The sequence below is a fragment of the Variovorax sp. Soil_C_26 genome (assembly GCF_057657075.1).
Map to the genome: position 1 here is coordinate 336,242 of NZ_JBDGJC010000001.1, position 25,176 is coordinate 361,417.

General features: G+C 68.5%; 26 protein-coding genes. 11 read left to right on the forward strand and 15 right to left on the reverse strand.

The genetic code is table 11. The features are described 5' to 3' along the window. Positions 1-36: 36 nt before the first annotated feature. The 3 genes from AC3A6G_RS01520 to AC3A6G_RS01530 all read right to left on the reverse strand — a co-directional run bounded on the left by AC3A6G_RS01520 (position 37) and on the right by AC3A6G_RS01530 (position 2,346). Positions 37-834, reverse strand: coding sequence for a transporter substrate-binding domain-containing protein (locus tag AC3A6G_RS01520; RefSeq protein ID WP_487857937.1), 798 nt, complete (start codon positions 832-834; stop codon positions 37-39). A 162-nt stretch (positions 835-996) separates the two neighbouring features. Further along, a complete protein-coding gene (locus AC3A6G_RS01525; protein WP_487872872.1) occupies positions 997-1,650 on the reverse strand; it encodes an amino acid ABC transporter permease in 654 nt (217 codons plus the stop codon). 24 nt (positions 1,651-1,674) lie between these two features. After that, complete coding sequence (locus AC3A6G_RS01530; protein ID WP_487857939.1) at positions 1,675-2,346, reverse strand: amino acid ABC transporter permease; 672 nt, start codon at positions 2,344-2,346, stop codon at positions 1,675-1,677. 207 nt (positions 2,347-2,553) lie between these two features. Here AC3A6G_RS01530 and AC3A6G_RS01535 point away from each other — a divergent pair, with 207 nt between their 5' ends. Beyond that, on the forward strand, positions 2,554-3,336 hold the full coding sequence (locus AC3A6G_RS01535; RefSeq protein ID WP_487872873.1) for a GntR family transcriptional regulator: 783 nt from the start codon (positions 2,554-2,556) through the stop codon (positions 3,334-3,336). A 45-nt stretch (positions 3,337-3,381) separates the two neighbouring features. Here the strand turns inward: AC3A6G_RS01535 and AC3A6G_RS01540 are convergent, their stop codons facing one another. From AC3A6G_RS01540 to AC3A6G_RS01555, 4 genes are read right to left on the reverse strand one after another with little or no spacing between them, the layout of a single operon-like run. Then, a complete protein-coding gene (locus AC3A6G_RS01540) occupies positions 3,382-4,119 on the reverse strand; it encodes an amino acid ABC transporter ATP-binding protein (protein ID WP_487857941.1) in 738 nt (245 codons plus the stop codon). Beyond that, positions 4,097-4,786 (reverse strand): amino acid ABC transporter permease, encoded by a 690-nt coding sequence (locus tag AC3A6G_RS01545; protein ID WP_487857942.1) that lies wholly within the window; start codon positions 4,784-4,786, stop codon positions 4,097-4,099. The genes AC3A6G_RS01540 and AC3A6G_RS01545 overlap by 23 nt, the downstream gene beginning before the upstream one ends. Continuing rightward, complete coding sequence (locus AC3A6G_RS01550; RefSeq protein ID WP_487857943.1) at positions 4,786-5,454, reverse strand: amino acid ABC transporter permease; 669 nt, start codon at positions 5,452-5,454, stop codon at positions 4,786-4,788. Before AC3A6G_RS01550 ends, AC3A6G_RS01545 begins: the two co-directional genes overlap by 1 nt. Before the next feature lie 3 nt (positions 5,455-5,457). Further along, positions 5,458-6,291 carry a transporter substrate-binding domain-containing protein gene (locus AC3A6G_RS01555; RefSeq protein WP_487872874.1) on the reverse strand — a complete coding sequence of 278 codons (834 nt, stop codon included), beginning with the start codon at positions 6,289-6,291 and terminating at the stop codon, positions 5,458-5,460. A gap of 222 nt (positions 6,292-6,513) precedes the next feature. Between AC3A6G_RS01555 and AC3A6G_RS01560 the strand changes: the two genes are divergently transcribed. From AC3A6G_RS01560 to AC3A6G_RS01585, 6 genes are read left to right on the forward strand one after another with little or no spacing between them, the layout of a single operon-like run. Further along, positions 6,514-6,846, forward strand: coding sequence for a (2Fe-2S)-binding protein (locus tag AC3A6G_RS01560; protein WP_487857945.1), 333 nt, complete (start codon positions 6,514-6,516; stop codon positions 6,844-6,846). After that, on the forward strand, positions 6,839-8,299 hold the full coding sequence (locus AC3A6G_RS01565) for an FAD/NAD(P)-dependent oxidoreductase (protein ID WP_487872875.1): 1,461 nt from the start codon (positions 6,839-6,841) through the stop codon (positions 8,297-8,299). The genes AC3A6G_RS01560 and AC3A6G_RS01565 overlap by 8 nt, the downstream gene beginning before the upstream one ends. Then, positions 8,296-9,438: an NAD(P)/FAD-dependent oxidoreductase gene (locus tag AC3A6G_RS01570; protein ID WP_487872876.1), complete on the forward strand. Its 1,143-nt coding sequence runs from the start codon at positions 8,296-8,298 to the stop codon at positions 9,436-9,438. The genes AC3A6G_RS01565 and AC3A6G_RS01570 overlap by 4 nt, the downstream gene beginning before the upstream one ends. Positions 9,439-9,461: 23 nt before the next feature. Continuing rightward, a complete protein-coding gene (locus AC3A6G_RS01575; protein ID WP_487857948.1) occupies positions 9,462-10,397 on the forward strand; it encodes a dihydrodipicolinate synthase family protein in 936 nt (311 codons plus the stop codon). Positions 10,398-10,437: 40 nt separating this feature from the next. Further along, positions 10,438-11,850, forward strand: coding sequence for a dihydropyrimidinase (hydA, locus tag AC3A6G_RS01580; protein ID WP_487872877.1), 1,413 nt, complete (start codon positions 10,438-10,440; stop codon positions 11,848-11,850). 13 nt (positions 11,851-11,863) lie between these two features. Next, positions 11,864-12,112, forward strand: coding sequence for an FmdB family zinc ribbon protein (locus AC3A6G_RS01585; RefSeq protein WP_487857950.1), 249 nt, complete (start codon positions 11,864-11,866; stop codon positions 12,110-12,112). A gap of 27 nt (positions 12,113-12,139) precedes the next feature. Here AC3A6G_RS01585 and AC3A6G_RS01590 read toward each other — a convergent pair whose 3' ends face one another. After that, positions 12,140-12,670 (reverse strand): cysteine hydrolase family protein, encoded by a 531-nt coding sequence (locus AC3A6G_RS01590; protein WP_487872878.1) that lies wholly within the window; start codon positions 12,668-12,670, stop codon positions 12,140-12,142. Between the two features lie 208 nt (positions 12,671-12,878). On the opposite strand from AC3A6G_RS01590, the gene AC3A6G_RS01595 reads away from it, so the two are divergent. Then, positions 12,879-14,006 (forward strand): MBL fold metallo-hydrolase, encoded by a 1,128-nt coding sequence (locus tag AC3A6G_RS01595; protein ID WP_487872879.1) that lies wholly within the window; start codon positions 12,879-12,881, stop codon positions 14,004-14,006. Positions 14,007-14,200: 194 nt separating this feature from the next. Further along, positions 14,201-15,409, forward strand: coding sequence for a porin (locus AC3A6G_RS01600; RefSeq protein WP_487872880.1), 1,209 nt, complete (start codon positions 14,201-14,203; stop codon positions 15,407-15,409). Between the two features lie 88 nt (positions 15,410-15,497). Here AC3A6G_RS01600 and AC3A6G_RS01605 read toward each other — a convergent pair whose 3' ends face one another. The 4 genes from AC3A6G_RS01605 to AC3A6G_RS01620 are packed head-to-tail and all read right to left on the reverse strand — an operon-like array spanning position 15,498 to position 18,698. After that, entirely contained in the window at positions 15,498-16,337 is an 840-nt protein-coding gene (locus AC3A6G_RS01605) for an IclR family transcriptional regulator (RefSeq protein ID WP_487857954.1), read from the reverse strand. Positions 16,338-16,357: 20 nt separating this feature from the next. Further along, the gene (locus AC3A6G_RS01610) at positions 16,358-17,329 is read right to left on the reverse strand and encodes an NAD(P)H-dependent flavin oxidoreductase (RefSeq protein WP_487857955.1); all 972 of its coding nucleotides are present in this window, start codon (positions 17,327-17,329) and stop codon (positions 16,358-16,360) included. Beyond that, positions 17,326-17,967, reverse strand: a complete 642-nt coding sequence (locus tag AC3A6G_RS01615) for a DsbA family protein (protein ID WP_487872881.1) — start codon at positions 17,965-17,967, stop codon at positions 17,326-17,328. Before AC3A6G_RS01615 ends, AC3A6G_RS01610 begins: the two co-directional genes overlap by 4 nt. 2 nt (positions 17,968-17,969) lie before the next feature. After that, positions 17,970-18,698 carry an SDR family oxidoreductase gene (locus AC3A6G_RS01620; RefSeq protein ID WP_487872882.1) on the reverse strand — a complete coding sequence of 243 codons (729 nt, stop codon included), beginning with the start codon at positions 18,696-18,698 and terminating at the stop codon, positions 17,970-17,972. 284 nt (positions 18,699-18,982) lie between these two features. Between AC3A6G_RS01620 and AC3A6G_RS01625 the strand changes: the two genes are divergently transcribed. Both AC3A6G_RS01625 and AC3A6G_RS01630 read left to right on the forward strand, forming a co-directional pair. After that, positions 18,983-20,542, forward strand: a complete 1,560-nt coding sequence (locus AC3A6G_RS01625) for a class I adenylate-forming enzyme family protein (protein ID WP_487872883.1) — start codon at positions 18,983-18,985, stop codon at positions 20,540-20,542. 62 nt (positions 20,543-20,604) lie between these two features. Then, complete coding sequence (locus tag AC3A6G_RS01630; RefSeq protein ID WP_487857959.1) at positions 20,605-21,585, forward strand: tripartite tricarboxylate transporter substrate binding protein; 981 nt, start codon at positions 20,605-20,607, stop codon at positions 21,583-21,585. On the opposite strand, the gene AC3A6G_RS01635 is transcribed toward AC3A6G_RS01630, so the two are convergent. From AC3A6G_RS01635 to AC3A6G_RS01645, 3 genes are all read right to left on the reverse strand, one after another. Continuing rightward, positions 21,586-21,774, reverse strand: a complete 189-nt coding sequence (locus AC3A6G_RS01635) for a hypothetical protein (protein WP_487857960.1) — start codon at positions 21,772-21,774, stop codon at positions 21,586-21,588. Beyond that, positions 21,774-24,170, reverse strand: a complete 2,397-nt coding sequence (gene parC / locus AC3A6G_RS01640) for a DNA topoisomerase IV subunit A (protein WP_487857961.1) — start codon at positions 24,168-24,170, stop codon at positions 21,774-21,776. Before parC ends, AC3A6G_RS01635 begins: the two co-directional genes overlap by 1 nt. Positions 24,171-24,257: 87 nt before the next feature. Further along, a complete protein-coding gene (locus AC3A6G_RS01645) occupies positions 24,258-25,157 on the reverse strand; it encodes a lytic transglycosylase domain-containing protein (protein WP_487872884.1) in 900 nt (299 codons plus the stop codon). Between the last annotated feature and the right edge of the window lie 19 nt (positions 25,158-25,176).

Below are 25,176 nucleotides of genomic sequence, written 5' to 3' on the forward strand. Positions count from 1 at the left end.
GACTTTTCACTCCGTTTGTCGTGTCCGCTCCGGCGTTTACTGCATCTTCGGCAGGTCGGCTTGCAGCCACTTCTGGTAGAGCTTGTTGAGCTCGCCGTTGGCGGTGTTCTTCTGCACGAATTCGTTGACCGCCTTGGTCAGCTCTTCCTGGCCCGGACGCATCGCGATGGCCATCGCCTGCTGCACCAGCGTGAACTTGTTCTCGTAGGTGCCGGCGGGCACGCGCTTGGCGATCTGCGCGGCCACGGTCACCGAGCAGCCGATGGCATCGACCTGGCCGGAGATCAGCGCCTGCATGGCCGAGGCGTCGTCGTCGAAGCGGCGGATCTCGGTGCCTTCGGGCGCGGCCTTCGTGACGGCCACGTCCTGCGTGGACGCGCGGGCCACGCCCACGCGCAGGCCCTTCAGGTCGGCGGCGGACTTGATGGCCTTCTTGCTCTCGCCATACAGCACGATCGTCGCGGCCGCATAGGGCTGCGAGAACTGCACCTGCTTGGCGCGCTCGGGCGTGACGGCGAGCGAGGCCACCAGCAGGTCGACCTTGTTGGTCAACAGGAACGGAATGCGGTTCGGGCCGGTCACCGGCACGATGTTGGCCTTCACGCCCCAGTCCTTGGCGAGCAGCTTCGCCACGTCGGCGTCGTAGCCGTCGGGCTGGTTCTGCAGGTTGGTGGTGCCGTAGGGCGGAAAGTCGACCAGCATGCCGATGGTGATCTCGCCCTTTTTCTTGATGTCGGCCACGGTCTGTGCCGAGGCGAAGGGAGCGAACACGGTGAGCGCGGCGCCGAGGCCGAGGGCTGCGAGCGCGATGCGGCGCGTGGGGGTACGGGTCATGGAATGTGTCTCCTGAAAAAAGTAGGAATGCAACGAGAAACTCAGCTTGATTGACGATTTATTCGTGGAACACCGCGGAACCGGCTTCGCCGGGCCGCTGGTGTTGCCCCCGGCGAGGGGGTTGGCGAAGCGACACGAAGTGCGCGAAGACTGGGGGAGTACTCATCTCGCCAGCGCACGCGCGCGCTTGCGCTCCATGCGTCCCGCCAGCAGCGACAGCGGCCAGCAGATCGCGAAGTAGATGCAGGCCACCACCGAGAACACGATCAGCGGCTGGAAGGTCGCGTTGTTGACGATCTGCCCGGCCCGCGTGACCTCGACGAAACCGATGATGGCCGCGAGCGAGGTGCCCTTGATGATCTGCACCAGGTAGCCCACCGTGGGCGCGAGCGCGATCTTGAAGGCCTGCGGCAGCACCACGTCGCGCATGCGGTCGCGGTACCGGAGGCTCAGCGCCTCGGCTGCCTCCCACTGGCCGCGCGGAACGGCTTCGATGCAGCCGCGCCAGATCTCGCCGAGGAATGCCGCGCTGTTGAGGATGAGCGCCACGCCCGCGGCGACCCAGGGGTTGATGTCCAGGCCGAGCACCGGCGCGCCGAAGAACACCAGGAACAGCTGCAGCAGCAGCGGCGTGCCCTGGAAGATCTGGATGAAGGTGGTCGAGATGCCACGCGCCCAGCGCGAGCCGGAGGTGCGCGCCAGCGCGATCGCCAGCCCCAGGATCGCGCCGCCCACGAACGCGATGGCCGAGAGCGCCAGCGTCCACTTGGCCGCTTCGAGGATGAACAGAAATTCGGGAAAGCCGAAGGTACGCATGTTGACTTCTTCCTGTCGTGCTATCTATCGGCGGTCGGGATAGTTGAGCGTGCGCTTGTAGATCAGCTTGAAAAGCGCGGAGAACGCCATTGCCAGCGCGAGGTAGATGCCCGCCACCACGATGTAGATCTCGAAGCTGCGGAAGGTCTGCGACTGCAGGTTGGCGGCCACCGAGGTCAGGTCGTCGGCCGAGATCACCGACACCACGGCCGAACTCAGCATCAGCAGGATGAACTGGCTCGTCAGCGCCGGATAGATCGCCTTCAGCGCGGGCTTGATGATCACGAAGCGGAAGATCTCCCACGGCTTGAGGTTCAGCGCCCTGCCGGCCTCGATCTGCCCCTTGGGAATCGACTCGATACCCGCGCGGATGATCTCGGTCGCATAGGCGCCGAGGTTCACCACCATCGCCACCAGCGCGGCCGTCTGCGGCGACCAGCGCAAGCCGATGGCGGGCAGCGCGAAGAAGAAGAAGAACAACTGCACGAGGAACGGCGTGTTGCGGATCACCTCGATGTAGGCATTGATGATGAAGCGCAGCCAGCCCGGCCCCGAGGTCTTGCCCCAGGCGCAGAAGATGGCGACCACCAGGCCCAGCAGCGTGGCCGAGAGCGAGAGCTGGACCGTGATCCAGGTGCCCTTGAGCAGCAACGGCCAGGCGGCGAAGACAGCGTCGAATTGGAACTGGTAATTCATGTCGGCGGCGGTGCACGGGGGACCGTGCGGGGCCTCGAAAGCAATGCTGGCAGCTTATATGAAACCGGTTTCAGTTCACGTTAGGGATTTCCCGTACATCACGTTCGGTGCGCAGTCCCCGTGGGCTTTCATCAGGTCGCGCTCCGCAGCCGCGCGGCTGTCGTATGCTCTGCTCCGGCGATTGCACACAGTTTGTAGACAAAACATATGAAATCCACGGTCGCAACCAAGTCCACGGCAAAAGCGACGGCGAAGAAGCCCGGCGCACCCAAGAAGATGGTGTTGCGTGGACGTGCTGCCGCACCGCGCCCCGCGCCGACCGATGAAGCAGCCCACCTCGGGGCGGACACGAATTCTCCCAAGAACCTCACCGACCGCGCCTATGAAGTGGTTCGCCGCCTGATTCTGCAGCGCGAACTCACGGGCGGGGAAGTGCTGGTCGAAGGCCGGCTGGCGGAGCGCCTGCGGATGTCGCGCACGCCGTTGCGCGAAGCGCTGCTGCGGCTCGAGGGCGAGGGCCTGCTGGTGCGCGCCAACGCACGTTCGTATGCGGTGCGCCGCATCACCGCGTCGCACTACTTCCAGTGCCTGCAGGTGCGCGAGCGCCTCGAGTCGCAGGCCGTGTCGCTGGCCCTGGGCCGCGTGCCGGTGAAGGACATCGAGGCACTGCGTTCGGCGATCGTGTCGCTCGAGCCGGGCCACCAGGGCTCCGGCCACTGGCAGGCCGACGACCAGATCCACGGGCTCTTCGCGCGGGCATCGGGCAACGAGATGCTCGCGGAGACCATTGCCCACCTGCGCGTGCTGTGCCGCCTGTTCGAGGTCGTCGACCCGTTCAACCGCATCGAGGAAGACCGCGTGGAGCATCTCGCGATCCTCGACGCCTACGTGGCGGGCGACGCGCGCGCCGCCGAAGATGCGGTGGTGGCGCACCTGCGCAACCTCGCGCGCTACACGCTGTCGCGGCTCAGCAATGGGCTCGTGATCTGAGAAAGCCCTGAGCGAAGCGGCCGCGCAGCCGCTTCGCCCCGCAACTCAGTGCCGCAAGATCTTCCCCACGAACTCGCGCGTGCGCGCCTCGCGCGGGTCGTCGAAGATCTGCTGCGGCGTTCCGGCCTCGACAACGCGGCCGCCGTCCATGAACACCACCTTGCTCGACACCTCGCGCACAAAGCCCATCTCGTGCGAGACGATGAACATGGTCATGCCTTCGGCCGCGAGCATGCGCACCGTGTCGAGCACCTCGTTGACCAGCTCGGGGTCGAGCGCGGCGGTCACCTCGTCGAGCAACACGATGTCGGGCTGCAGCGCGAGCGCGCGTGCGATTGCCACGCGCTGCTGCTGGCCGCCCGAGAGCTGGTCGGGGTACGACTTGAGCTTCTCGCCGAGGCCGACCTTCTCGAGCAGGCCGATGGCGTAGTCCTCGACCTGCTTGCGCGGCCGGCCCTTCACCTTCACCGGGGCCACGGTCACGTTGTCGAGCACGGTCATGTTCTGGAACAGGTTGTACTGCTGGAACACGATGGCCATGCGCGAGCGGATGCGCTTGAGCTGGGCCCGGTCGCGATGGTCGAGCACCTCGCCGTCGATGCGCACCCTGCCGCCGATCGGCGGCAGCAGGCCCACCAGCACCCGCAGCAAGGTGCTCTTGCCCGACCCCGAGGGGCCGATGAGGCTGACGATCTCGCCTTTCTCGACACTGAGGTTCACGCTTTCGAGCACCGTGTGGGCGCCGTAGTTGGCCTTCAGGTCAACGATTTCGAGCAGGGGCAAGTTTTCTCTCCAAATAGAGGCCGAACCGCGAGAGCGGATAGGACAGCATGAAATAAAGGACGAGGACCGTGCCGTAGACGAGCGCGGCCGAGAAGCCCTTGTTGTTCATCGTCTTGCCGGCAAAGGCCAGCTCCACCACGCCGATCTGCGATGCGAGCGCGGTGTCCTTGATGAACAGCACGAAGAAGCCGAACACCGGCGGCAGGATGATCTTCCAGGCCTGCGGCACGATCACCAGGCGCAGCGTCTGCAGGTAGCCGAAGTTCATCGTGACGGCCGCATCCCACTGGTTCTGGTGCACCGACTCGAGGCCGCTGCGCACGATCTCCGCGATGTAGGCGGTGGCGATCAGGCACACGCTGATGAGCGCCACCGAGAACATCGACAGGTCGGCGTTCAGCGCCTGGAAGATGAAGAACACCAGCATCAGCGTGACCAGGAACGGGATGCGCCGGAACAGCTCGATGAAGAGCTGCGCCGCGAGCCGCAGCGGCCAGAGCGCGCGCAGCGTGCTCAACCGCACCGCCGCGAGGCCGAAGCCCAGCGTGAAGCCGGCCACGCAGCCGATGGCCGAGAGCGCGAAGGTCGCGCCCAGCGCCTTCGCGAAGAACAGCAGGTTGTAGTAGCTGAAGAAGCGCGGCAGCTCCTCGACGATCTGGCCCCACATCAGAACCACCTCATCTTGGCGCGGAACACGCGGCGTCCGACGAAGGCGAGCGACAGCGTGGCGATCAGCGTGATCACGATGTAGAGGCCCGCGGCCACGGTGAACACCTCGATCGAGCGGAAGGTCTCGGCGTTGATGTTGTAGGCGCGCCCGGTGAGCTCCTCGACACCGAAGACCGCGGCCATCGAGGTGCCGAGCGTCATCAGGATGTACTGGTTCGACAGCGGCGGAAAAAGCACGCGCACGATGTGCGGCAGGATCACGTAGCGAATGGTCTGCATGCGCGAGAAGCCCAGCGTTTCGGCGGCCTCGAGTTCGGGCAGGCGCACCGATTCGAAGCCCGCACGCTGTATTTCGGTGAGGTATGCACCCGCATTGAGCGTCATGCCGATCAGCACCGCCTGGTACGGCGACAGCAGGATGCCCGCATCGGGCAGCGCGAAGAAGATGAAGAAGATCTGGATCAGCTGCGGCGTGTTGGTGAAGAACACCACGTAGGCGCCGACGATGCGCCGGGCCCAGCCGGGGCCGTAGGCGCGCACCGATGCGCCGCCCAGGCCGATCAGCATGCCGAACGCAAACGCGAGAAACGCGATCTGCAGGCTCAGCCAGGCGCCGCCCGCCAGATAGGGCAGGCGCTCCAGGATCGGCGTGAAGTCGAACTGCATGCCTTACTTGTAGGTCGGCGCGGTGCGCGGGTCGTGCAGCATCGGGCCGCCGAACCACTTCTTCCAGCGCTCGTCCACGTAGCCGTTGCGGTGCAGCTCCTTGATGGCCCCGTTGAGCTTCTCGCGCAGTGCGTCGTTGCCCTTGCGAACGCCGATGGCGCAGAAGTAGACCTCGATCGGCGCGTCCACGATGCGCCAGTCGATCTTGTGCCGGGACGTGTGCTCGGTCATGAAGTCCATCACGTCGATCATCGCGTCGGCGCGCCCCTGCGCAATAGCGCGCACCGCGTCGGGGTAGTTGTCGAGCAGCAGCAGTTGCGCCTTGGGCAGCTTCTCCTGCACCAGCTTCACCGGCGTGGCGCCGCGCACCTCGACCAGCTTGACCGAGGGATCGTTGAGCTCCATCCAGTCCTTGTAGGGCTTGGACTTGGTCGTCAGCACGCCCAGCACCTCGGTGTGCAGCGGCACGGTGAAGTCGATCACCTTCTGGCGCTCCGCGGTGATGGTCATCGCGCCGAGCACGGCGTCGATCTTGCCGCTGCTCACGAAGGGAATGCGGTCGGGCGAGCCGACCTGGACGATCTCGGTCTTCACGCCGAGCAGTTCGCCGAGCTTGCGCGCCACGTCCACGTCGAAGCCGTCGATCAAGTTCTTGTCGTTGAAGATGCCCAGCGGCGGCAGCGTCGGGTTGACGCCGATGACGAGCTTCTTGCTTGCCAGGATCTCGTCGAGCGTGCGCGCGGCGGCGGACGCCGAAAGGCCCAGCAGCGTCGAGCCGAGGGCGAGCGAGCCGGCCATGAGAAGGCCGCGGCGCACGGCGTTCGTTGTTTGCTTCATCAAAAAAACTCCTGAAGGTTGCATGGAACCCGGTCGCGGATGCGGGCCGGGCACGAGGAAAGCGAACGCAAGACCGATGCCAGAACGCAGAATGTCTTCAAACTATATGACAACAATATATGCAATGTATACAATAAAAACCCTGAGGTCCAGCACGCACGCGGGCACCAGGCGCCGCAGTCCGGCAGATCACCGTTTTTTTCTTCCCGATCCTTTACTTCCATGAGCGATCCTTCTGTTTCTTCGAAAGCAAAGCCGCTGCGCAGCGACCGCGCGGTGCGGCGCGGGCGCGCGGTGCGCTTTTCAGCCGACGGCGGAACGATCGAGGCCTTCGAGGGCGAGAGCGTGGCCGCGGCGCTGTTCGCGGCCGGCTGCCGCGAACTCCGGCGCAGCCCGCGTGCGGGCGCGCCGCGTGGCATGTTTTGCCTCATGGGCTCGTGCCAGGAATGCCTGGTCTGGGTCGGGGCGCGCAAGCTGCCGTCCTGCCAGGTGCCGGTGGCCGAGGGCCTGGTGGTGGAATCGCTCGCGTTCCGGGAGCGTGGCCTTGGTGAATGACAACGCCCCGTCGACAGTGGACCTGCTGATCCTCGGCGCCGGCCCGGCCGGCGCGCGGGCGGCGCTGCGCGCCCAGGCCTGCGGCCTTCGCGTGCTGCTGGTCGACGAGAACCCCGATGCCGGCGGCCAGGTCTGGCGGCCGCTGCCCGCCGGGTTCTCGCGCATGCCGAACGCCGCGCCCACGCCCGAAGCCCGCGACGGCGACGCGCTGCGCGCAGAACTGCGCCGCGCGAATGTGCAGTGCCTGTTCGGCCACAAGGCTTGGAACATCGGCACCAACCTTCGCACCGACCTGGTCGGCCCCGGGGGCGTGCAGAGCATCCAGCCGCGCGCGCTGCTCGTGGCCACCGGCACCACCGAGCGCGTGGTGCCCTTCCCCGGCTGGACGCTGCCCGGCGTGATCGGCCTGGCCGCGGCCACGATCCTCTTGAAGTCGCAGAACATGCTGCCCGGCCGGCGCACGCTGGTGGCCGGCGGCGGCCCGCTGCTGCTCGCGGTGGCCGCGGGCATCCTCAAGGCGGGCGGCGAAGTGGCCGCGGTGGTCGACCTTGCGGGGCGCGGCGAATGGCTGCGCACCCTGCCCTCGCTGCGCGGCCGGCCCGACCTGCTCTGGCAAGGCATGAAATGGCAGCTGCAGCTGCGCGCCGCGGGCGTGCCCCTGCTCTACCGCCACGGCATCGAAGCCGTCGAGGTCGCCGACGCGGCGCAAGGCACGTTCACGGTGCGCACCACCGCCGTCGACGCCAGCGGGCGCCGCGCCGCGGGTGCCGCAGCCGGGCCCGTCTTCGAGGCCGACGCGGTGGCCGTCGGCCACGGCCTCGTGCCCGGCACCGACATCACTCGGCTGCTGCGTGCGCGCCACCGCCATGTGGCGGAGCGCGGCGGCTGGATCGCCGAGACCGATGCGGCCGGCCGCACCTCGGTGCCGGGCCTGTACGTGGCCGGCGACGGCGCGGGCATCTCGGGCGCTGCGGCCGCGGGCTTTCACGGCGAGCTCGCCGCTCTGGCCTGTGCGCAGGACCTCGGCCTGATCGACGCGCAAGCCTGCGCGGCGGCCAGCGGCACCTTGCAGGCGCAATGGCGCGGACCCGCGCGCTTCGGCCAGGCGATGGCCAGGCTGATGGCGCTGCGCGAGGGCGCGGTCGCCGACATCGCGCCGGACACCGTGGTCTGCCGCTGCGAAGACGTGACGCGCGCCGAGATCGATGCCGCGGCGCGCGACGGCGCACGCGACATGAATCAGCTCAAGGCCTGGACCCGCTGTGGCATGGGCCCATGCCAGGGCCGCACCTGCGGCGACGTCGCGGGCCAGCTGCTGTCGGCCCACGTCGGCAGCCGCGAGGCCGCAGGCTGCTTCACCGCGCGGGCGCCCCTGCGACCGGTGTCGCTGGCCGAGGTGGCGGGCGACTACAGCTACGCCGACATCCCGATACCGAAGGCGGCACCGCTATGACCCCGGCCGGCTCCAACCTGCGCTACGACGCCGTGGTGATCGGCGGCGGCGTCATGGGCTGCGCCACCGCGCTGCACCTGGCCGAGGGCGGCATGCGCTGCGCCATCGTCGACCGCGGCCCTTTGTGCCGCGAAGCCTCCGGCGTGAATGCCGGCACGCTCACGCTGCACATGACGCGGGCCGCACTGGTCCCCTATGCCATGCGCGCCTGGCAGATGTGGATGGACGCCGAACGATGGCTCGGCATGGGCGTGCTCGCCACCGCGGTGCCAGGCCTCACGCTGGCCTTCACCGAGGCCGAATGCGAACTCGTCGAGCTGCGCGCCCGGGCGCGCCGCGAATACGGCGCGCCGATCGAGGTCATCGGGCCCGAGCGCGCGCGCCAGATCGAGCCGGGCCTGCACCCGGGCCTGCTGAAAGCGGGCTACTGCGAGATCGACGGCTTCGCGAGCGCCTATCTCACCGGCCGCGCCTTTCGCCATGCGCTGCTGAAGGCCGGCGTGGACGTGATCGAGAACGCTGCGGTCGACGGCATCGACTCGGGCGATGGCGGCCACGCGGTGCACTTCGCCGATGGCGGCCGCGCCCCGTTGCATGCCCGCCGCGTGGTGCTTGCCGGCGGCGTCTGGATCGAGCAGATGCTCGGCTGGCTCGGCGTGCAGATTCCCATCAAGGTGCTGGTCAACCAGCTCATCGTCACCGAGCGCGTCCGGCCGGTGATGGGCACCGTGCTCAGCGTGGCCAACGGCCTGCTCTCGCTCAAGCAGTTCGCCAACGGCACGGTGCTGATCGGTGGCGGCTGGCAGGGCGTCGGCGACCGCGAGCGCGGCGGCGTCGAGGCCCGGCCCGAGAACCTCGTGGGCAACATGCGGCTGGCCGCCTATGCCGTGCCCGCACTGGCCGAGGCCCGCATCGCGCGCATCTGGCTCGGCCTGGAAGCCGAGACGGCCGACGCGATGCCCATCATCGGCGAGGTGCCGGGCGTGCCCGAGGCCTACGTGGTGGGCAGCGCCCACTCGGGCTACACCAGCGGCCCGTTCATGGGCCGGATCCTTGCGCAGCACATGCTCGGGCAGCAGCCCGAGCTTCCGCTTTTCGATCCCGCGCGCCTGCTGGGCATGCCCATGCCAGGCGCCTGAACTCCTTTTCCACTTCCATTTCGATGATTACCCAACAACCCGACGCCTTCCACGGCATCTACGCCGCCACCGTGTGCCCCCTGCTCGACGATGGCCGCATCGACGAGCCCACGCTCGCGCGCCACCTGGAGGCGAACGCCACCGTCGCCGGCATGAAGGGCCTGCTCATCAACGGGCACGCCGGCGAGAACTTCATGCTGTCGCGCGAAGAGAAGCGGCGCGTCACCGAGATCGCCTTCGAGGTCTGCGGCCGGAAGTCGGTGCTGGTCTGCGGCATCAACGCCGAAGACAGCCTGGAGGCCCAACGCCACGTCGACGACGCGAAGGCGGCGGGCGCCGACGCGGTGCTCGTCTTTCCGCCGTTCTCGTGGGCGCTCTCGCAAGACGCCGACATGGCGCTCGCGCACCACACGATCGCCAATGCCCGGGCGCAGATGCCGCTCATGCTCTACCAGGCCGGGGTCAATGCGGGCACCATGGCCTACACGCCCGAGGTGCTGGCCGGGCTTGCGCAGCTGCCGCACGTGGTCGGCGTCAAGGAAGGCAGCTGGGAAGCCGCCGCCTACGAAGGCAACCGTCGCCTCGTGCGGCGCCTGGCCCCCCACGTGGCGATGATGGCCTCGGGCGACGAGCACCTGCTGACCTGCTTTGCCGTCGGCTCCGAAGGCAGCCTCGTGAGCCTGGCCGCCGTGGTGCCCGAGCTCGTGATCGCGCTCGACGCCGCCGTGCGCGCGGGCGACCTGGCCAAGGCGCGCGAACTGAACGAGCGCGTCTATCCGCTCGCCAAGGCCATCTACGGCACAGCCCCCGGCGGCCATGCGAACGCACGGCTCAAGACCTGCCTGAAGCTGCTCGGCCGCATTCCGCGCGACACGATGCGCCCCCCGATCGGGCCGCTCGCCGCCAGCGAGGTCGCCATGCTCGAACGCGCGCTCGCCGAAGCCGGCGTGAGCGCCTGAAGCCGCCACCCCATTCCAGCGCAACAAGGAAGCAACCGCCATGAACCGAACGCTCATCCGCAACGGCCGCATCGTCACGGCCGTGGACGACTACACCGCCGACCTGCTGGTGGCCGATGGCCGCATCGCCGCCATCGGCCTGGCACTCGACGTCGGCCCCGACGTGGAAGTCATCGACGCCACCGGCCTGCTCGTGCTGCCGGGCGGCGTCGACTGCCACACCCACATGGACAACACCTTCGGCGACTCGACCACCTGCGACAGCTTCGAATCGGGCACGCGCTCGGCGGCCTTCGGCGGCACGACCACGATCGTCGACTTCGCGTTCCAGCGCCAGGGCGTGGGCGTGCTGGAGGCGATCGAACGCGCGCGCGCCAAGGGCGAGGCCGGCGCCTGCATCGACTACGGCTTCCACGTGATCGTGACCGGCGTGGACGACCAGGCGCTGGCCGACATGCAGCAGGCCATCCGCCACGAAGGCGTGTCGAGCTTCAAGATGTTCATGGCCTATCCGGGCTCGGTCATGGTGGACGACGCGGCCATCTTCCGGGCCATGCGCATGGTCGGCCAGCACGGCGGCATGATCGCGCTGCACGCCGAGAACGGCACCATCATCGAACTGCTGATCCAGGAAGCGCTGGCCCAGGGCCACACCGCCCCCAAGTACCACGCTCTCACGCGCCCGGCCATCATGGAGGGCGAAGCCACGCACCGCGGCATCAAGCTGGCGGAACTGGCGGACGCGCCGGTGTACTTCGTGCACCTGTCGGCCAAGGAGGCGCTCAAGCACGTGATCGAGGCGCGCGACATGGGGGTGCCGGTGTTCGCCGAGACGTGCCCGCACTACCTGTTCTTCGACGACAGCGCCTACGACAGCGAGGACTTCGACCTCGCGCGCTACGTGATGAGCCCGCCGCTGCGCTCGAAGGAATCGCAGAACGCACTGTGGACGGCGCTGCGCACCGACGACCTGCAGCTGGTGTCGACCGACCATTGCCCGTTCTGCATGAAGGAAGGCCACCTGGGCCGGGTCAACCAGAAGCCCTATGGCCGCAATGACTTCTCGAAGATCCCCAACGGCGTGCCGGGCGTGGAGACGCGCATGGCAACGCTGTACGACGGCGGTGTGCGGGCCGGCCGCATCTCGCTCAACCGCTTCGTCGAGCTGACCTCGACGGCGCCTTCCAAGCTGTTCGGCCTGTTTCCGCGCAAAGGCACGATCGCGGTCGGCAGCGACGCCGACCTGGTGCTGTTCGACCCTGACGGCAGCCACGTGATCTCGGCCGAGACGCAGCACGGCAACTGCGACTTCACGCTGTTCGAGGGCCGCCAGGTGGCCGGCAAGGTGCAGAAGGTGCTGCTGCGCGGCGAGCTCATCGTCGATGGTGAGCGGTGGCTGGGCCGCGCTGGCCGTGGCGCTTACGTGCCGCGCGGCGAGTCGGGCGGCTGGTAGCGGCAAGCAGCCCGTGCCGATCTACGACTATCGCTGCGAAGGCTGCGGCGGCTTCACGGCGCGGCAGCCGCTCGCGCTGTTCGACCGGCCGGTGCCCTGCCCCACCTGCGGTGCGCCGTCGGCGCGGGCGCTCAGCGTCCCCGCGGCATGGGCGATGCCACGCCGAGGCAACGCGAGCGCGGCGGCATCGCCCGGCACGCAGGAGGCCGAGGGCTATCGGCGGCTGCGGCATGGCGGCGGATGCGCCTGCTGTCCTCCCTGAGGACCGGTCGAGGCGGCCGAGGCGCGCTCAGAACCCGATGTCTGCGCTGTCCGCCGCGCGAATCGGCACCCCGAAGCTTTGGATGTCCGACAAGGTGGCATTGTGGTGCGCACGGATGAAGGCGCCCGTGGCATGCGCCTTGTCGTGCGCGGTGTGCGCATCGGCCGCGAGCACCACTTCGTAGCCCAGCGCGGCGGCGCGCCGCGTGGTGGTGTCGACACAGAACTCCGACGAATAGCCGCAGATCGCGAGGCGGCGCACGCCCTGCTCCATGAGCCACGCTTCGAGCGGTGTGCGCAGGAACGCGTCGGGCGTGGTCTTGCGGATCTTCGTGTCGGCGGCGTCCACTTCGAGCCCGCCCGCGAGCTGCCAACGCTCGGAATCGAACTCAAGGTCGACCGCGTTCTCGTGCTGCACGAAAGCCACCGGCACACCCGCGGCACGCGCGCGTGCGGTGAGCGCATTGATGCGTTCGACCACGGCTTCGGCCTCGTGGGGGCGAGGCGGATCGTCGCAAAGGCCACGCTGCATGTCGATGACGAGAACGGCAGTTTTCATGGTTCGATGGGGGTGGTTGGTGGTGGTGAATCGAAGAGGAAGTCGCGCCGGTGCAAGCAAGTATGGCGCGCATCTGCAGCGCCGGCGCGGGCCTCCGCCCGTCCGAAATCCCCTCGCGCCTCGAATGTTTCTGCGCCTGAAACCATCGGCGCGCCACAAGCCGTTAGCCTCGCGCCCCAGCACTGATACACAGACACGAGGTTTTTCGATGCCCGACCATCCCGATCCGCAACCAGACTCCTACCTGCCACGCCTGCTGCGCCGCGGCAGCGCGTTCGCGGCCGCGGGCTGCTGCGCCCTGCTCGCGGGTTGCAGCGCCGCAGGCGGTGGCGAGACCCGCTACGACAGCTCGCCGCAGTTCAAGGACGGCGTGTTCCGCAACATGGAGAACCCCGAGGCGCTGCCCTCAGCGAGCGCATGGCGCATCTGGTCGCGCTTCATCGTTGCCAAGAAGGTCGACACCGTGCCGGTCGACCCGGTCCCCGTGCAGCCGCTGGCCCGCGCCGACCTGGAGGCGCTCGACGCCAACACCAGCCATGTGGTGCGGCTCGGCCATTCGTCGCACCTGCTCAAGCTGCAGGGCAAATACTGGCTGATCGACCCGATGTTCGGCGAGCGCGCGTCGCCGTTCACCTGGGCCGGCCCGCGGCGCTTCCACAAACCGCCGATCACGCTCGAGGAGCTGCCGCCGATCGAGGCCGTGATCCTCTCGCACGACCACTACGACCATCTCGACGTGCCGACGATCGAATACCTCGCGGCCCGCGTGCAGCGCTACTTCGTGCCGCTGGGCGTGCGTGCGCGGCTCGTCGCCATGGGCGTTCCCGCGGAGCGCGTGACGGAACTCGACTGGTGGGAGGGCACCGAACATGCGGGCGTGAAGCTCACGGCCACGCCCGCGCAGCATTTCTCGGGCCGCACGCTGGCCGACCGCGACCGCACGCTGTGGGCCTCGTGGGTGCTGCAAAGCGGCGCCGAGCGCATCTTCTACAGCGGCGACTCGGGCTACTTCCAGGGCTTTCGGCAGATCGGCGAACGCTTCGGCGGCTTCGACCTGGCGCTGATGGAGAACGGCGCCTACGACAGCTACTGGCCCGGCGTGCACATGACGCCCGAGCAGAGCATCAAGGCCTTCGAAGACCTGCGCGGCAAGGTGCTCTATTCGGTGCACAACAGCACCTTCGACCTGGCGTTCCACGGATGGCGCGACCCGCTCGAGCGCATCGCCAATCTCGCGGCAGAAAAGAAGATCGAGCTCGCGACGCCGGTGATCGGCGAAGTGCTCACCGTCGGCAAGGCGCGCACCAACACGCGGTGGTGGACGGGGCTGCGCTAGCTGGATAGCGCCGTTTTGCGGCACGGGCATGACAGCCCTCGCCCGCACCCGGACAACTTTGGTTCGCAACCTGACTGTCTTGTTGGCGACCCACACTCCATGACTGTCTCGGGGCGATGAAAAGCCCGAGGCACCCGATGCCCGCTTCGTCGTTGACCGACCGAGCGGCGATTCCCCATCATGGAGTGATACGAATGAAGAAATCCCTGGTCGTCCTGGCCGCGCTCGCCGCGTGCGGCGCAGCGTCGGCGCAGTCCACCGTCACGCTGTTCGGCGTCGTCGATGCCGCCGTGCGCAATGTCTCGAACAAGAGCGAGTCCGCCACCGTCTTCGGCCCGTCCTTCTCGGCCAAGGCCAGCCGCACCGAACTGGCCAACTCGGGCCTCAGCTCCAGCCGCCTCGGCTTCCGCGGCGTCGAAGACCTCGGCGGCGGCCTCGCAGCCGGCTTCTGGCTCGAGGCACCGATCACCAACGACGACGGCGCCACAGGCGTCTCGTCGTTCACGCGCCGCTCCACCGTGAGCCTGTCGGGCGCCTTCGGCGAATTCCGCATCGGCCGCGACAAGACCGCCACGGTCTACGCCGAAGAGCAGTACGACCCGTTCGGCGACACCGGCATCGGCGGCTCGCTGATCATCGACGCCAACGAGACCGGCGTGAGCGGCACGGGCTTCGGCTCCAACAGCAGCTACAAGCGCAGCGGCAACATGGTGCAGTACTTCCTGCCCCCGAAGCTCGGCGGCGTCTACGGCAGCTTCGAGTACGCGCTGCACGAACGCACGCGCACCTCGCCCGACACCTTCCCCGGCGCCGACCGCTCGAACGCCGGACGCCACGTTGCCGGCCGCATCGGCTATGCCAACGGTCCGTTCGACATCTCGGCCAGCTACGCGCAGAACGACACCACGTTCACCACGGGCAGCGGCGCTGCCGCCGTGGCGCGGCCAGGCAAGATCAAGACCTTCAACATCGGCTCGACCTACGACTTCGGCGTTGCGAAGGTGTTCGGCATCGTCTCGCGCTCGACCGACGAACGCGATCCGCTCAACATCTTCACGCAGACGCCCGACCTCGACCTGACGGGCTACCTGCTGGGCGTTTCGGTGCCGGTGGGCGCAGGCGTGATCCGCGCGTCGTACTCGCGCGTCAAGTACGACTTCAACCGTCAGGACCTGTTCGGCCTGACGACGGCCGATCCGAAGGCCGACAAGCTGGCGCTCGGCTACGTGCACAACCTGTCGAAGCGCACTGCGCTCTACGGAACGATCGCTCGCGTCTCGAACAAGAACGGCGCGAACCTCACGATCGGTGCCGGTCCGTCGTACCTGACCAGCGCCAATGCCGTGGCGCTGCGTCCCAAGACCTCGACTGGCTACGAGTTCGGCATTCGCCACACGTTCTGATCCTCGACCGACAACGCTTTCTCCGAGGGTCTTCCAACCGATCCTTTTCAGGCCCGCCTCGTGCGGGCTTTTTTTTTGCGCCAGCGCCTCAGCGCTCGGGCTGGCGGAAATGCCGCTCGATGGCCTCGACGGTCTCGCACAGCTTGGGGCGGACGTCCTGCATGAAGAAGTCGGGTGCCATCGATCGCGGGCCCGCCGCGCTCAGCACCATGAGCGGCATGCCCTTGCCGACGCGCAGCGGGGACGCGATGGCGTTGACCTCGCCACGCCAGTCGCCGAAGGAGCTGCAGCAGCCATGGCGCTCGATGTCCTCGACCGACTGCCGGATGCCGCGTTCGATGCGTGGCCAGTTCTCCGCATCGAGCGTGCGGATGCGTTCCTCGAGCCCGCGGCGCGCAGCCGGCTTGGCGCCCGCGAGGTAGGCGCGCCCCATCGCGGTGGTGGCGAGCGGAATGCGCGAGCCGATGTTCAGGCGGATGGTGACGATCGAATCGCTGCGGCAGGTCTCCACGTAGAGCATCGACATGCCGTCGCGCATGCCGAGCGACACCAGGCAGCCGGTCTCGTTGGCGAGTTGCTGCATCAGCGGCCGGCTCACTTCCTTGGCGTCGAGCCGCGACAGCGTGGTGCCGCCGAGCCGCAGCGTCGCCATGCCGAGCCGGTAGCGGCCCGCTTCGGGCACATGGTGCAGGAAGCCGAGCTTGGTCAAGGTGTAGGTCAGGCGCGTGACCGTGGACTTCGGCAGCGCGCAGCGCTCGGACAACTCCTGGTTGCCCAGCCGCTCCTCGCCCGACGAGAAGCACTGCAGCACCTGCAGTCCGCGCGCGAGCGCCGTCACGAAGTGCCGGTCCTCCTTGGCATGCGGCTTGTGCTCGACGTCCTGGTATTCGCCGAGCGCCCGCTTCGAATGGACTTCTGCGCGCTTCACGCTGCTCTCTGCGCGGCTGCTCAGAGCAGCCGCGCGAGGCGCTGGGAGACGATGTCCTCGGCCTCGCGCATGATGCGCGACACCAGCTCGCCGACCGTCGGCACGTCGTGGATCAGGCCCGCGACCATGCCGCAGCTCCACGCGCCGGCTTCCATGTCACCGTCCACCATCACCTTGGGGTAGACGCCGCCGACGAATTCGCGGATGTCGTCGATCGTGGTCTGGGCGCCCTTCTCCTTCTCGATGGCCAGCAGCGCCTCGACGCCCGCGTTCTTTAGCACGCGCTCGGTGTTGCGCAGCGGCCGCATCACGAGCCGCGTATCGAGCTCCGAGGCCGCGACGATCGCCGCCTTCACGTTGTCGTGCACCGGCGCCTCGCGCGTGGCGATGAAGCGCGTGCCCATGTTGATGCCCTCGGCGCCGAGCGCCAGCGCGGCCACCAGGCTGCGGCCGTCGGCCATGCCGCCCGATGCGACGAACGGAATGTCGAGCGCCTCGGCCGCGCGCGGCAGCAGGATGAAGTTGGGCACGTCGTCCTCGCCCGGATGGCCGCCGCACTCGAAGCCGTCGACGCTCACCGCATCGCAGCCGATGGCCTGCGCCTTCAGCGAATGTCGTACCGACGTGCACTTGTGGATCACCTTGACGCCGGCCTGCTTGAGCTGCGGCATGTACTGCTCGGGGCTGCGGCCGGCGGTCTCGACGATGCGCACGCCGCCTTCGATGAGGGCCTGGATGTACTCCGGGTACGGCGGCGCGGCGAAGGTCGGCAGGAAGGTGAGGTTCACGCCGAAGGGCTTGTCGGTCATCTCCCTGCAGCGCGCGATCTCGCGCGCGAGCAGCTCGGGCGTCTTCTGCGTGAGGCCGGTGATGATGCCGAGCCCGCCCGCGTTCGAGACGGCCGAGGCCAGTTCGGCCAGGCCGACGAAATGCATGCCGCCCTGGATGATGGGGTGCTCGATGCCGAAGAGTTGGGTGATTCTGGTCTTCATGATGAGGGGGTGGATTCCTGGGATGTTGTCGATGCAAGGACGATCGCTTCCTCGACCTCGCGCAGCCGGTCCTTGCCGAAGAATATCTGGTCGTCGACGAAGAAGGTCGGCGAGCCGAACGCGCCGCGCTCGAAGGACCGCTGCGTGTTCGCGAGCAGCGCCTGCTTCACTTCGGCGGCCTGCGTGGCGGCCAGCAGCTCCGCCGCGGGCAGGCCGGCTTCGGCCAGCGCAGCGGCCACCACCTGCGGGTCGGCCATGTCGAGGCTGCGCTCCCACATGCAGGCGAACACCGTGTCGAGGTAGCGCTCGAAGCAGCCGAGCCGCTGCGCCGCCACGGCGCCGCGCATGATGGTGAGCGTGTTCACGGGAAAGAAGGCGTTGCGGCGGTAGGCCGTGATGCCGTGCTTCGCGATGAAGCGCTGGACCTCGAGCGCGTCGTAGGCGCGCTTGTTCGGAATGTCGGCAAAGGCTTCGGCCGGCGATCGGTTGTTGGTGAGCTTGAACAGCCCGCCCAGCAGGATCGGCTCATAGGCCACCGCCACGCCGGTGCGCGCCGCCATCGCGGGCAGCACCTTGTGGCACAGGTAGGCATTGGGGCTGCCGAAATCGAACAGGAACTCGACTTTCACCGGGCGCATGCTCACCATGCCTCCATCCAGGGGCGCAGCTCCGTCTCATGCGTCCAGGCGTTGCGCGGCTGCTGGTGGATCTGCCAGTAGGCCTCGCCGATGCTCTCGGGCGAGACGATGCCGCCTTGCTCGAGCAGCGCATAGCGCTCGGGAAAATTGGTGCGGATGAAGTCGGTGTCGATGGCGCCGTCGATCACCGGATGCGCCACGTGGATGCCCTTGGGCCACAGCTCGCGCGCCATGCTCTGCGCCAGCGCGCGCAGCGCATGCTTGGCGCCCGCGAAGGCGGCAAAGCCCTCGCGCCCGCGCAGGCTCGCGGTCGCGCCCGTGAAGATGATGGTGCCGCGCTCGCGTTCGAGCATGCGCTTGGCCACCTCGCGGCCCATGAGGAAGCCGCCGAAGCAGGCCATCTCCCAGACCTTGAAGTACACGCGCGCCGTGGTCTCGGTGATGCCGAAGCGCACGTTGGCGCCGATGTTGAACACGGCCACCTCGATCGGTGCGATGTTGGTCTCGATGTTTTCCACGAGCGCCGCCATCTCCTCTTCCTTGCGCGCGTCGCTGCCGAAGCCATGGGCCTCGCCGCCCGCGGCGCGGATCTCGTCGACCAGCGGCTGCAGCTTGTCGGCGCTGCGCCGGGTCACGCAGGCGATGTAGCCCTCGCGGGCGAATCTGCGGGCGATCGCGCCGCCGGTGGCGTCCCCGGCACCGATCACGAGGATGGCTTTCTTGTCGGTCATGCGGTTCTTTCGTCGGTCAAGTGCGCGCCGGATTCGGTGCGCGGCCTGCCATTCTGGGATGCAGTCTGGCGCCGCGGTGTCATCGAGGCGATAGACAAAACTGCACTGCAGAATTTGCGTCTCACATGCGAGTGGCGCTGGACCCTGCTTCTCACCTGAGGAGTGCGCCCTCCTTTGCGAAGAATGCTGCCTTGGTGTTCTGCAATGCAGTCTTGAGGATCTGCCGCCTTGGCGTCCTGTTGCCTAGACTCGCCCCCGACAACGCACAGGAGACCGACTGAACGATGACTGCCGAGACCTACCCGCCGCCGCAACGGGTCCACGAGCTGCCCGCGCGCTGGATCGCGCAGCGTCCCGAGGCCCTGGCGCTGCGCGATGCCTTTGTGGCGCTGAGCTATGGTGCACTCGGCCGAGAGACCGAATGGATGGCCGCCCAGCTCGCCGCCGCCGGCGTGCGCGTAGGCGACCGCGTGCTGATCGTGGGCGAGAACAGCGCCGCGCTGTGCGTCGCGTTCCTCGCGCTCAGCCAGCTCGACGCCTGGGCCGTCGTGGTGAATGCGCGGCTGTCACCGCGCGAGATCGATGCGTTCATCGACCATTCGGGCGCGCGCCGCGTGCTCTACCTGTGCCATGTCTCGCCCGAGGCGGGCGCGCATGCACGGCGGCACGGCGCCGAGCCTTTTGCCAGCGAACTCGCCAGCGCGCTCGGCGGCGAACTCGCGATCGGGCCACTGGCCGAGGGCGCCGTGCCCGAACCGGGCGAAGCCGATCCGCGCCGGCAGGTCGCCGCCATGGTCTATACCTCGGGCACCACGGGCGCGCCCAAGGCCGTGATGCTGACGCATGCCAACCTGATCTTCGTCGCCACCGCCGCACGCGAGCTGCGCGCCATGGGCCCGGGCGACGTGGGCTACGGCGTGCTGCCGATGGCGCATGTGGTGGGGCTGTCGACCCAGTTCCTCGGCGCGATGAGCGCCGGCGCCACGCTGGTGCTCGAGCCGCGCTTCTCGGCCGAGGGCACGGCCCGCGCGCTGCGCGAGGACGGCATCACGATCTTCACCGGCGTACCGGCCCTCTTCGCACGGCTGCTCGAATGGTCGCGCCAGCACGGTGCGGCACTGCTGGCCCCGCGGCTGCGGCTCATCAGCGTGGCCGGCTCGCCGCTCACACCGAGCCTCAAGGCCGAGGTGGAGCGCACCTTCGGCCAGCCGCTGCACAACGGCTACGGACTGACCGAGACCGGCCCGACGGTCGCGCAAACGCGGCTCGCATCGCCACGCGGCGACTGCGCGGTCGGGCCGCCGATCCCGCAGGTCGAGGTGCGCATCCGCGCGGCCGACGGCCGCGACGTGCTTCCCGGCGAGGCAGGCGCGCTCTGGGTGCGCGGCCCCGGCGTGATGAAGGGCTACTATCGCAGCCCCGAGCTCACGGCGGCGGCCATCGACGGCGCTGGCTGGTTCGACACCGGCGACCTCGCGCGCCAGGAGGCCGATGGCGCGCTGGTCATCTGTGGGCGCACCAAGGAGCTCATCATCCGCTCGGGCTTCAACGTCTATCCGCTCGAGGTCGAACAGGTGCTCAACACCTACCCCGGCGTCGTGCAGTCGGCCGTCGTCGGGCGCGAGGCCGGCGACAACGAGGAGATCGTGGCCTTTCTCGAAACCGGCGAAGGCGTGGCGATCGACCTCGACCGCCTGCGCGCGTACTTGCGCGAGCACCTGTCGCCCTACAAGCAGCCCAGCGAGATCCGCACGATGGCCACGCTGCCGTCGGCGCCGAACGGCAAGGTGCAGAAGGGCGTGCTGAGGGCGCTCGCGCAAGTTCCAAACGACGTCGGCACGTAGCCGGCGCGGTATCCCGATTTTTTCCACCAACGACAGGGCATTTCATGCCCCAAGGAGACACCATGTCCGCTCGAAACCTCGGCCGCCTGGCCACCGCGCTACTTGCCGCCGCAATGCTTGCTGCCGCAGCGCCGGCCCATGCGCAGGAGAAGCCCGACGCCTATCCTTCCCGCCCGATCAAGATCATGATCGGCTTCGCGCCCGGCGGCTCGACCGACGCGCCGATGCGCGTGCTTGCGGAAAAGGCGGGCGCCATCCTCAAGCAGCCCATCGTCATCGAGAACAAGCCCGGCGTCGGCGGCACGATCCCGGTGCAGAGCCTGCAGTCGGCCGCGCCCGACGGCTACACGCTCGCGATCGCGCCGGCCGGCGTGTATCGCCTGCCCTACACCAACGACATCAAGTGGGATCCCGCCAAGGACCTGAGCTACATCATTGGCCTGACCGGCTACGCCTTCGGCATCGTCGTGCCCGCGAGCTCGCCCATCGGGACGCTGAAGGACTACGTGGCACAGGCGCGCGCCAAGCCCGGCACGCTGACCTACAGCACGCCCGGCGTCGCCACCACCAACCACCTGACGATGGAGCAGGTCTCGCGGCAGTTCGGCATCCAGCTCAACCACATTCCGTACAAGGGCAGCGCCGAATCGCTGCAGGCGATCGTGAGCGGCCAGGTCGATTCGGCGGCGGAGACTTCGGCATTCGTTCCCTACGTGGACGCCGGGAAACTGCGCCTGATCGCAGTCTGGGGCGACAAGCGCATGGCGCGCTATCCCGACGTGCCCACGCTCAAGGAAAGCGGTGTCGACATCGTGCAGACCTCGCCCTGGGGGCTGGTGGGCCCGCGCGGGCTGGACCCGGCCATCGCCGTCCGCCTGCACGACGCGTTCAAAGAGGCGATGCAGACGAAGGCGTTCAAGGACGTGCTCGCGCGCTACGAGATGGAGCCGGACTACAAGAGCCCGAAGGACTACCGCGCATTCGCCCTCGACGCGATGAAGCGCGAGAAGGAGATCCTGGGCGTGCTCGGGCTGGCCCGCTAGCTAGCCCCGCTCGCGCCGCTCGCGCGCCCGGCGCTGCTGGCGGGTCTCGCTGGCCTGGGCCGCGATGCGGTCCTTGGCCCGCTTCTTCGCCACGTGCTTCGTGCGCAGGTAGCGGCCGACCGCGAAGCTGCCGATGCCGGTCACCACCGCAAGCAACAGGCCGATGGTGCTGAAGTCGAGGCCGCCCATCACAGCACGCGCACGATGGTTGCCGGCTTGAAGCCCAGGTCGGCCGCCTTGCCCTTGCGCGCGCGGGTGCCGCGCGCGTTGTTGAGCGTGCGGATCTCGAGCGTCTCGTCGCGTTCCTTGCCGCCACGGCCGATGCCCTCGATGCGCACGCTGCGCGTGTAGGCCGCGGCGCCCGCGAGCGTGTCCTTGGCCTCCAGGTCGATCAGCGTGAGGCCGCGGCCGCCCTTCGGCAGGCTCTTGAGCTCGGCGATCTCGAACGTCAGGATGCGTCCGCCGGTCGAGGCGCAGGCCACGTGCGTGGCGGCCGGCATCGGCTCGGCGCCGCTGGCGCCGCCGACGAGCGACGGACGGCACAGCGCCTCGCCTTCGCCCACGTCGATGAAAGCCTTGCCGCCGCGCTGGCGCGACATCATGTTCTCGACCGTGGCGATGAAGCCGTAGCCGCCGGTGTTGGCCAGCAGCAGGCTGGCGCCCACCGGCCCCGCGAAGAAGTGCGTGACGTGCGTGCCGGCCTCGAGCTCGATGAGCGTGGTGACCGGCTGGCCGTCGCCGCGGGCGCCGGGCAGCGAGGCCACGGGCACGGTGTAGACGCGCACGGTCTTGTCCTTGGCCGAGCCGAACACCAGCAGCGTGTCGACGGTGCGGCATTCGAAGGCGCCGTAGAGCGCATCGCCCGACTTGAAGCTGTACTCGGGCGCTGCCTTCTCGCCATTGGCGCCAGCCGCCGCGGGCCAGCCCTTCTGCGCGCGCACCCAGCCCTTCTGCGAGACGATCACCGTGACCGGCTCGTCGACCACCTTGACCTCGGCCACGGCGCGCTTCTCGGCCTGGATCAGCGTGCGGCGGGGGTCTTCGAAGGTCTTGGCATCGGCCTCGATCTCCTTCACCAGCAGGCGGCGCAGCGCGGCCGGGCTGGCGAGGATGTCCTCGAGCTTCTTCTGCTCGTCGCGCAGGCCCTTGAGCTCCTGCTCGATCTTGATGGCTTCCAGCCGCGCGAGTTGGCGCAGGCGGATTTCAAGAATGTCCTCGGCCTGCCGTTCGCTGAGGTTGAAACGCGCGATCAGCGCGGCCTTCGGCTCGTCGGCCGCGCGGATGATCGCGATCACTTCGTCGATGTTCAGCAGCACCAGCTGCCGGCCCTCGAGGATGTGGATGCGGTCCTGCACCTTGCCCAAGCGGTGGCGCGAGCGCTTCTCGACGGTGATCTCGCGGAATGCGATCCACTCGTTGAGCATCTGGCGCAGCGACTTCTGCGTGGGCTTTCCGTCGATGCCGACCATCGTGAGATTGATCGGCGACGAGGTCTCGAGCGAGGTCTGCGCGAGCAGCGTGGTGATGAAGTCTTCCTGGCTGATGCGCGAGGTCTTGGGCTCGAACACCAGGCGCACGGCAGCATCCTTGCTCGACTCGTCGCGCACGACGTCGAGCACCGAGAGCATCGCGGCCTTGAGCTGCGTCTGATCGGCGGTCAGCGCCTTCTTGCCGGCCTTGACCTTCGGGTTGGTGATTTCCTCGATCTCCTCGAGCACCCGCTGCGTGCTGACGCCCGGCGGCAGCTCATTGACTACGAGCTGCCACTGGCCGCGGGCGAGGTCCTCGATCTTCCAGCGCGCGCGCACCTTGAGCGAGCCGCGGCCGGTGCGGTAGGCGTCGGCGATGTCGCTCGCGCCGCTGATGATCTGCGCGCCGCCCGGGTAGTCGGGGCCCGGCACGATGGCGACGAGTTCTTCCTCGCTGAGCTTGCCGTTCGACTTGATCAGCGCGACGCAGGCGTCGGCGATCTCGCGCAGGTTGTGGCTCGGGATCTCGGTCGCCAGGCCCACCGCGATGCCGCTCGCGCCGTTGAGCAGCGTGAACGGCAGCCGCGCGGGCAAAAGGCGCGGCTCCTCGGTGCTGCCGTCGTAGTTGGGAATGAAGTCGACCGTGCCTTCGTCGATCTCGTCGAGCAGCAGGCTGGTGATGCGCGCGAGCCGCGCCTCGGTGTAGCGCATGGCCGCGGCGCCGTCGCCGTCGCGGCTGCCGAAGTTGCCCTGGCCGTCGACCAGCGGATAGCGCTGCGAAAAGTCTTGCGCCATGCGCACCAGCGCGTCGTAGGCGGCCTGGTCGCTGTGCGGATGGAAGCGGCCGAGCACGTCGCCGACCACGCGCGCGCTCTTGACCGGCTTGGCGCCCACGTTGCCATTGGTGCCGCCGAAGCCCAGGCCCATGCGCGACATCGAGTACAGGATGCGCCGCTGCACCGGCTTCTGGCCGTCGCACACATCGGGCAGCGCACGGCCCTTGACCACGCTCAGCGCGTACTCGAGGTAGGCGGTCTGGGCGTAGTCGGCCAGCGTGAGGGTGGTGTCGCCGTCGGTAGGACCGATGAGATCGAGCGGGGGTTGGGAGTCGTCCATGGAGAAGAAAGAAGAGAAACCGTCGTTGTTCGTTGATGTGGGTTGTCGTTGTCCGCCGTGGGCCCGGCGCGCCGCGCGCGTGCCCCGTCAGGACGCGGGCGCATCGGCGCCGGCGGCAGGTACGGCCGGCGACCCGGGCGCCTCCGACACCTCGGGCAGGGCCGGCAGGGCCGCGGGCGATTTGGACGGCATGTTGCCACGCCCGAAGGCGCCGCCCTTCACAGTGAGCTCCATGCGGACACGCCCCGGCGCCTTGCCGCCGCGCACACCACCACCGCCGAGCCCCGCCGAAGGCTTGAGGTAGGCATACAGCTGCAGCACGGTGCGCACGTAGTTCTGCGTTTCCTTGTAGTTCGGGATCTTGTTGCCCGCGCGCTGCACCGCGCCCTCGCCCGCGTTGTAGGCCGCCAGCGCCAGTTCGAGCTGGCCCGGGAACATCGCGATCAGGTCGCGCAGGTAGCGCGAGCCGGCCGCGATGTTGACGCGCGGGTCGGCTAGCTTTTTCTCGATGCTGCCGCGCTTGTCGGCCGCCACGCCATAGCGCTGCGCGGTGGCGGGCATCAGCTGCATGAGGCCACGCGCGCCCTTGGGCGACACGGCCTCGGCATCGAAGCCCGATTCGGTGGCGATCAGCGCCTGCAGCAGCTCGTAGTCGATCGAATGCTTGCTCGACGCATCGCGCAGCGCCGCCTTGGCGGCCTTGTGGCTCGGCGACGACTCGAACAGCGCCAGCAGCGTCTGGGCCGCGGGCGAGACCTTGCCGTCGCCGCCGCGTTTGCCGCGCGTGCCGGCGGACGGGAGGCCCTTCGCGGTGTCGAAGCTCTGGCCGCGGCGAAAGAAGATCTGGTAGCGCTCGTCGAGCTTCTCGGCGGCGAAGTGCGCCACGCCCTTGCTGTCGATGTAGCCGTAGACGTCAGCCGCGCGCGCAAGCCCCTGCTGTGCGAGCAGCACGAGAGCGAGGAGCAGCGAACGCTTGAAGGCAGACATGCGGGATGGGCAGAGTGGG

Bases quoted from the DNA above. Each gene is read 5' to 3' on its own strand.
- AC3A6G_RS01520 (WP_487857937.1), bottom strand. From the start codon at position 834: ATGACCCGTACCCCCACGCGCCGCATCGCGCTCGCAGCCCTCGGCCTC.
- AC3A6G_RS01525 (WP_487872872.1), bottom strand. From the start codon at position 1,650: ATGCGTACCTTCGGCTTTCCCGAATTTCTGTTCATCCTCGAAGCGGCC.
- AC3A6G_RS01530 (WP_487857939.1), bottom strand. From the start codon at position 2,346: ATGAATTACCAGTTCCAATTCGACGCTGTCTTCGCCGCCTGGCCGTTG.
- AC3A6G_RS01535 (WP_487872873.1), top strand. From the start codon at position 2,554: ATGAAATCCACGGTCGCAACCAAGTCCACGGCAAAAGCGACGGCGAAG.
- AC3A6G_RS01545 (WP_487857942.1), bottom strand. From the start codon at position 4,786: ATGTGGGGCCAGATCGTCGAGGAGCTGCCGCGCTTCTTCAGCTACTAC.
- AC3A6G_RS01550 (WP_487857943.1), bottom strand. From the start codon at position 5,454: ATGCAGTTCGACTTCACGCCGATCCTGGAGCGCCTGCCCTATCTGGCG.
- AC3A6G_RS01555 (WP_487872874.1), bottom strand. From the start codon at position 6,291: ATGAAGCAAACAACGAACGCCGTGCGCCGCGGCCTTCTCATGGCCGGC.
- AC3A6G_RS01560 (WP_487857945.1), top strand. From the start codon at position 6,514: ATGAGCGATCCTTCTGTTTCTTCGAAAGCAAAGCCGCTGCGCAGCGAC.
- AC3A6G_RS01570 (WP_487872876.1), top strand. From the start codon at position 8,296: ATGACCCCGGCCGGCTCCAACCTGCGCTACGACGCCGTGGTGATCGGC.
- AC3A6G_RS01575 (WP_487857948.1), top strand. From the start codon at position 9,462: ATGATTACCCAACAACCCGACGCCTTCCACGGCATCTACGCCGCCACC.
- hydA (WP_487872877.1), top strand. From the start codon at position 10,438: ATGAACCGAACGCTCATCCGCAACGGCCGCATCGTCACGGCCGTGGAC.
- AC3A6G_RS01590 (WP_487872878.1), bottom strand. From the start codon at position 12,670: ATGAAAACTGCCGTTCTCGTCATCGACATGCAGCGTGGCCTTTGCGAC.
- AC3A6G_RS01595 (WP_487872879.1), top strand. From the start codon at position 12,879: ATGCCCGACCATCCCGATCCGCAACCAGACTCCTACCTGCCACGCCTG.
- AC3A6G_RS01600 (WP_487872880.1), top strand. From the start codon at position 14,201: ATGAAGAAATCCCTGGTCGTCCTGGCCGCGCTCGCCGCGTGCGGCGCA.
- AC3A6G_RS01610 (WP_487857955.1), bottom strand. From the start codon at position 17,329: ATGAAGACCAGAATCACCCAACTCTTCGGCATCGAGCACCCCATCATC.
- AC3A6G_RS01615 (WP_487872881.1), bottom strand. From the start codon at position 17,967: ATGCGCCCGGTGAAAGTCGAGTTCCTGTTCGATTTCGGCAGCCCCAAT.
- AC3A6G_RS01620 (WP_487872882.1), bottom strand. From the start codon at position 18,698: ATGACCGACAAGAAAGCCATCCTCGTGATCGGTGCCGGGGACGCCACC.
- AC3A6G_RS01625 (WP_487872883.1), top strand. From the start codon at position 18,983: ATGACTGCCGAGACCTACCCGCCGCCGCAACGGGTCCACGAGCTGCCC.
- AC3A6G_RS01630 (WP_487857959.1), top strand. From the start codon at position 20,605: ATGTCCGCTCGAAACCTCGGCCGCCTGGCCACCGCGCTACTTGCCGCC.
- AC3A6G_RS01635 (WP_487857960.1), bottom strand. From the start codon at position 21,774: ATGGGCGGCCTCGACTTCAGCACCATCGGCCTGTTGCTTGCGGTGGTG.
- parC (WP_487857961.1), bottom strand. From the start codon at position 24,170: ATGGACGACTCCCAACCCCCGCTCGATCTCATCGGTCCTACCGACGGC.
- AC3A6G_RS01645 (WP_487872884.1), bottom strand. From the start codon at position 25,157: ATGTCTGCCTTCAAGCGTTCGCTGCTCCTCGCTCTCGTGCTGCTCGCA.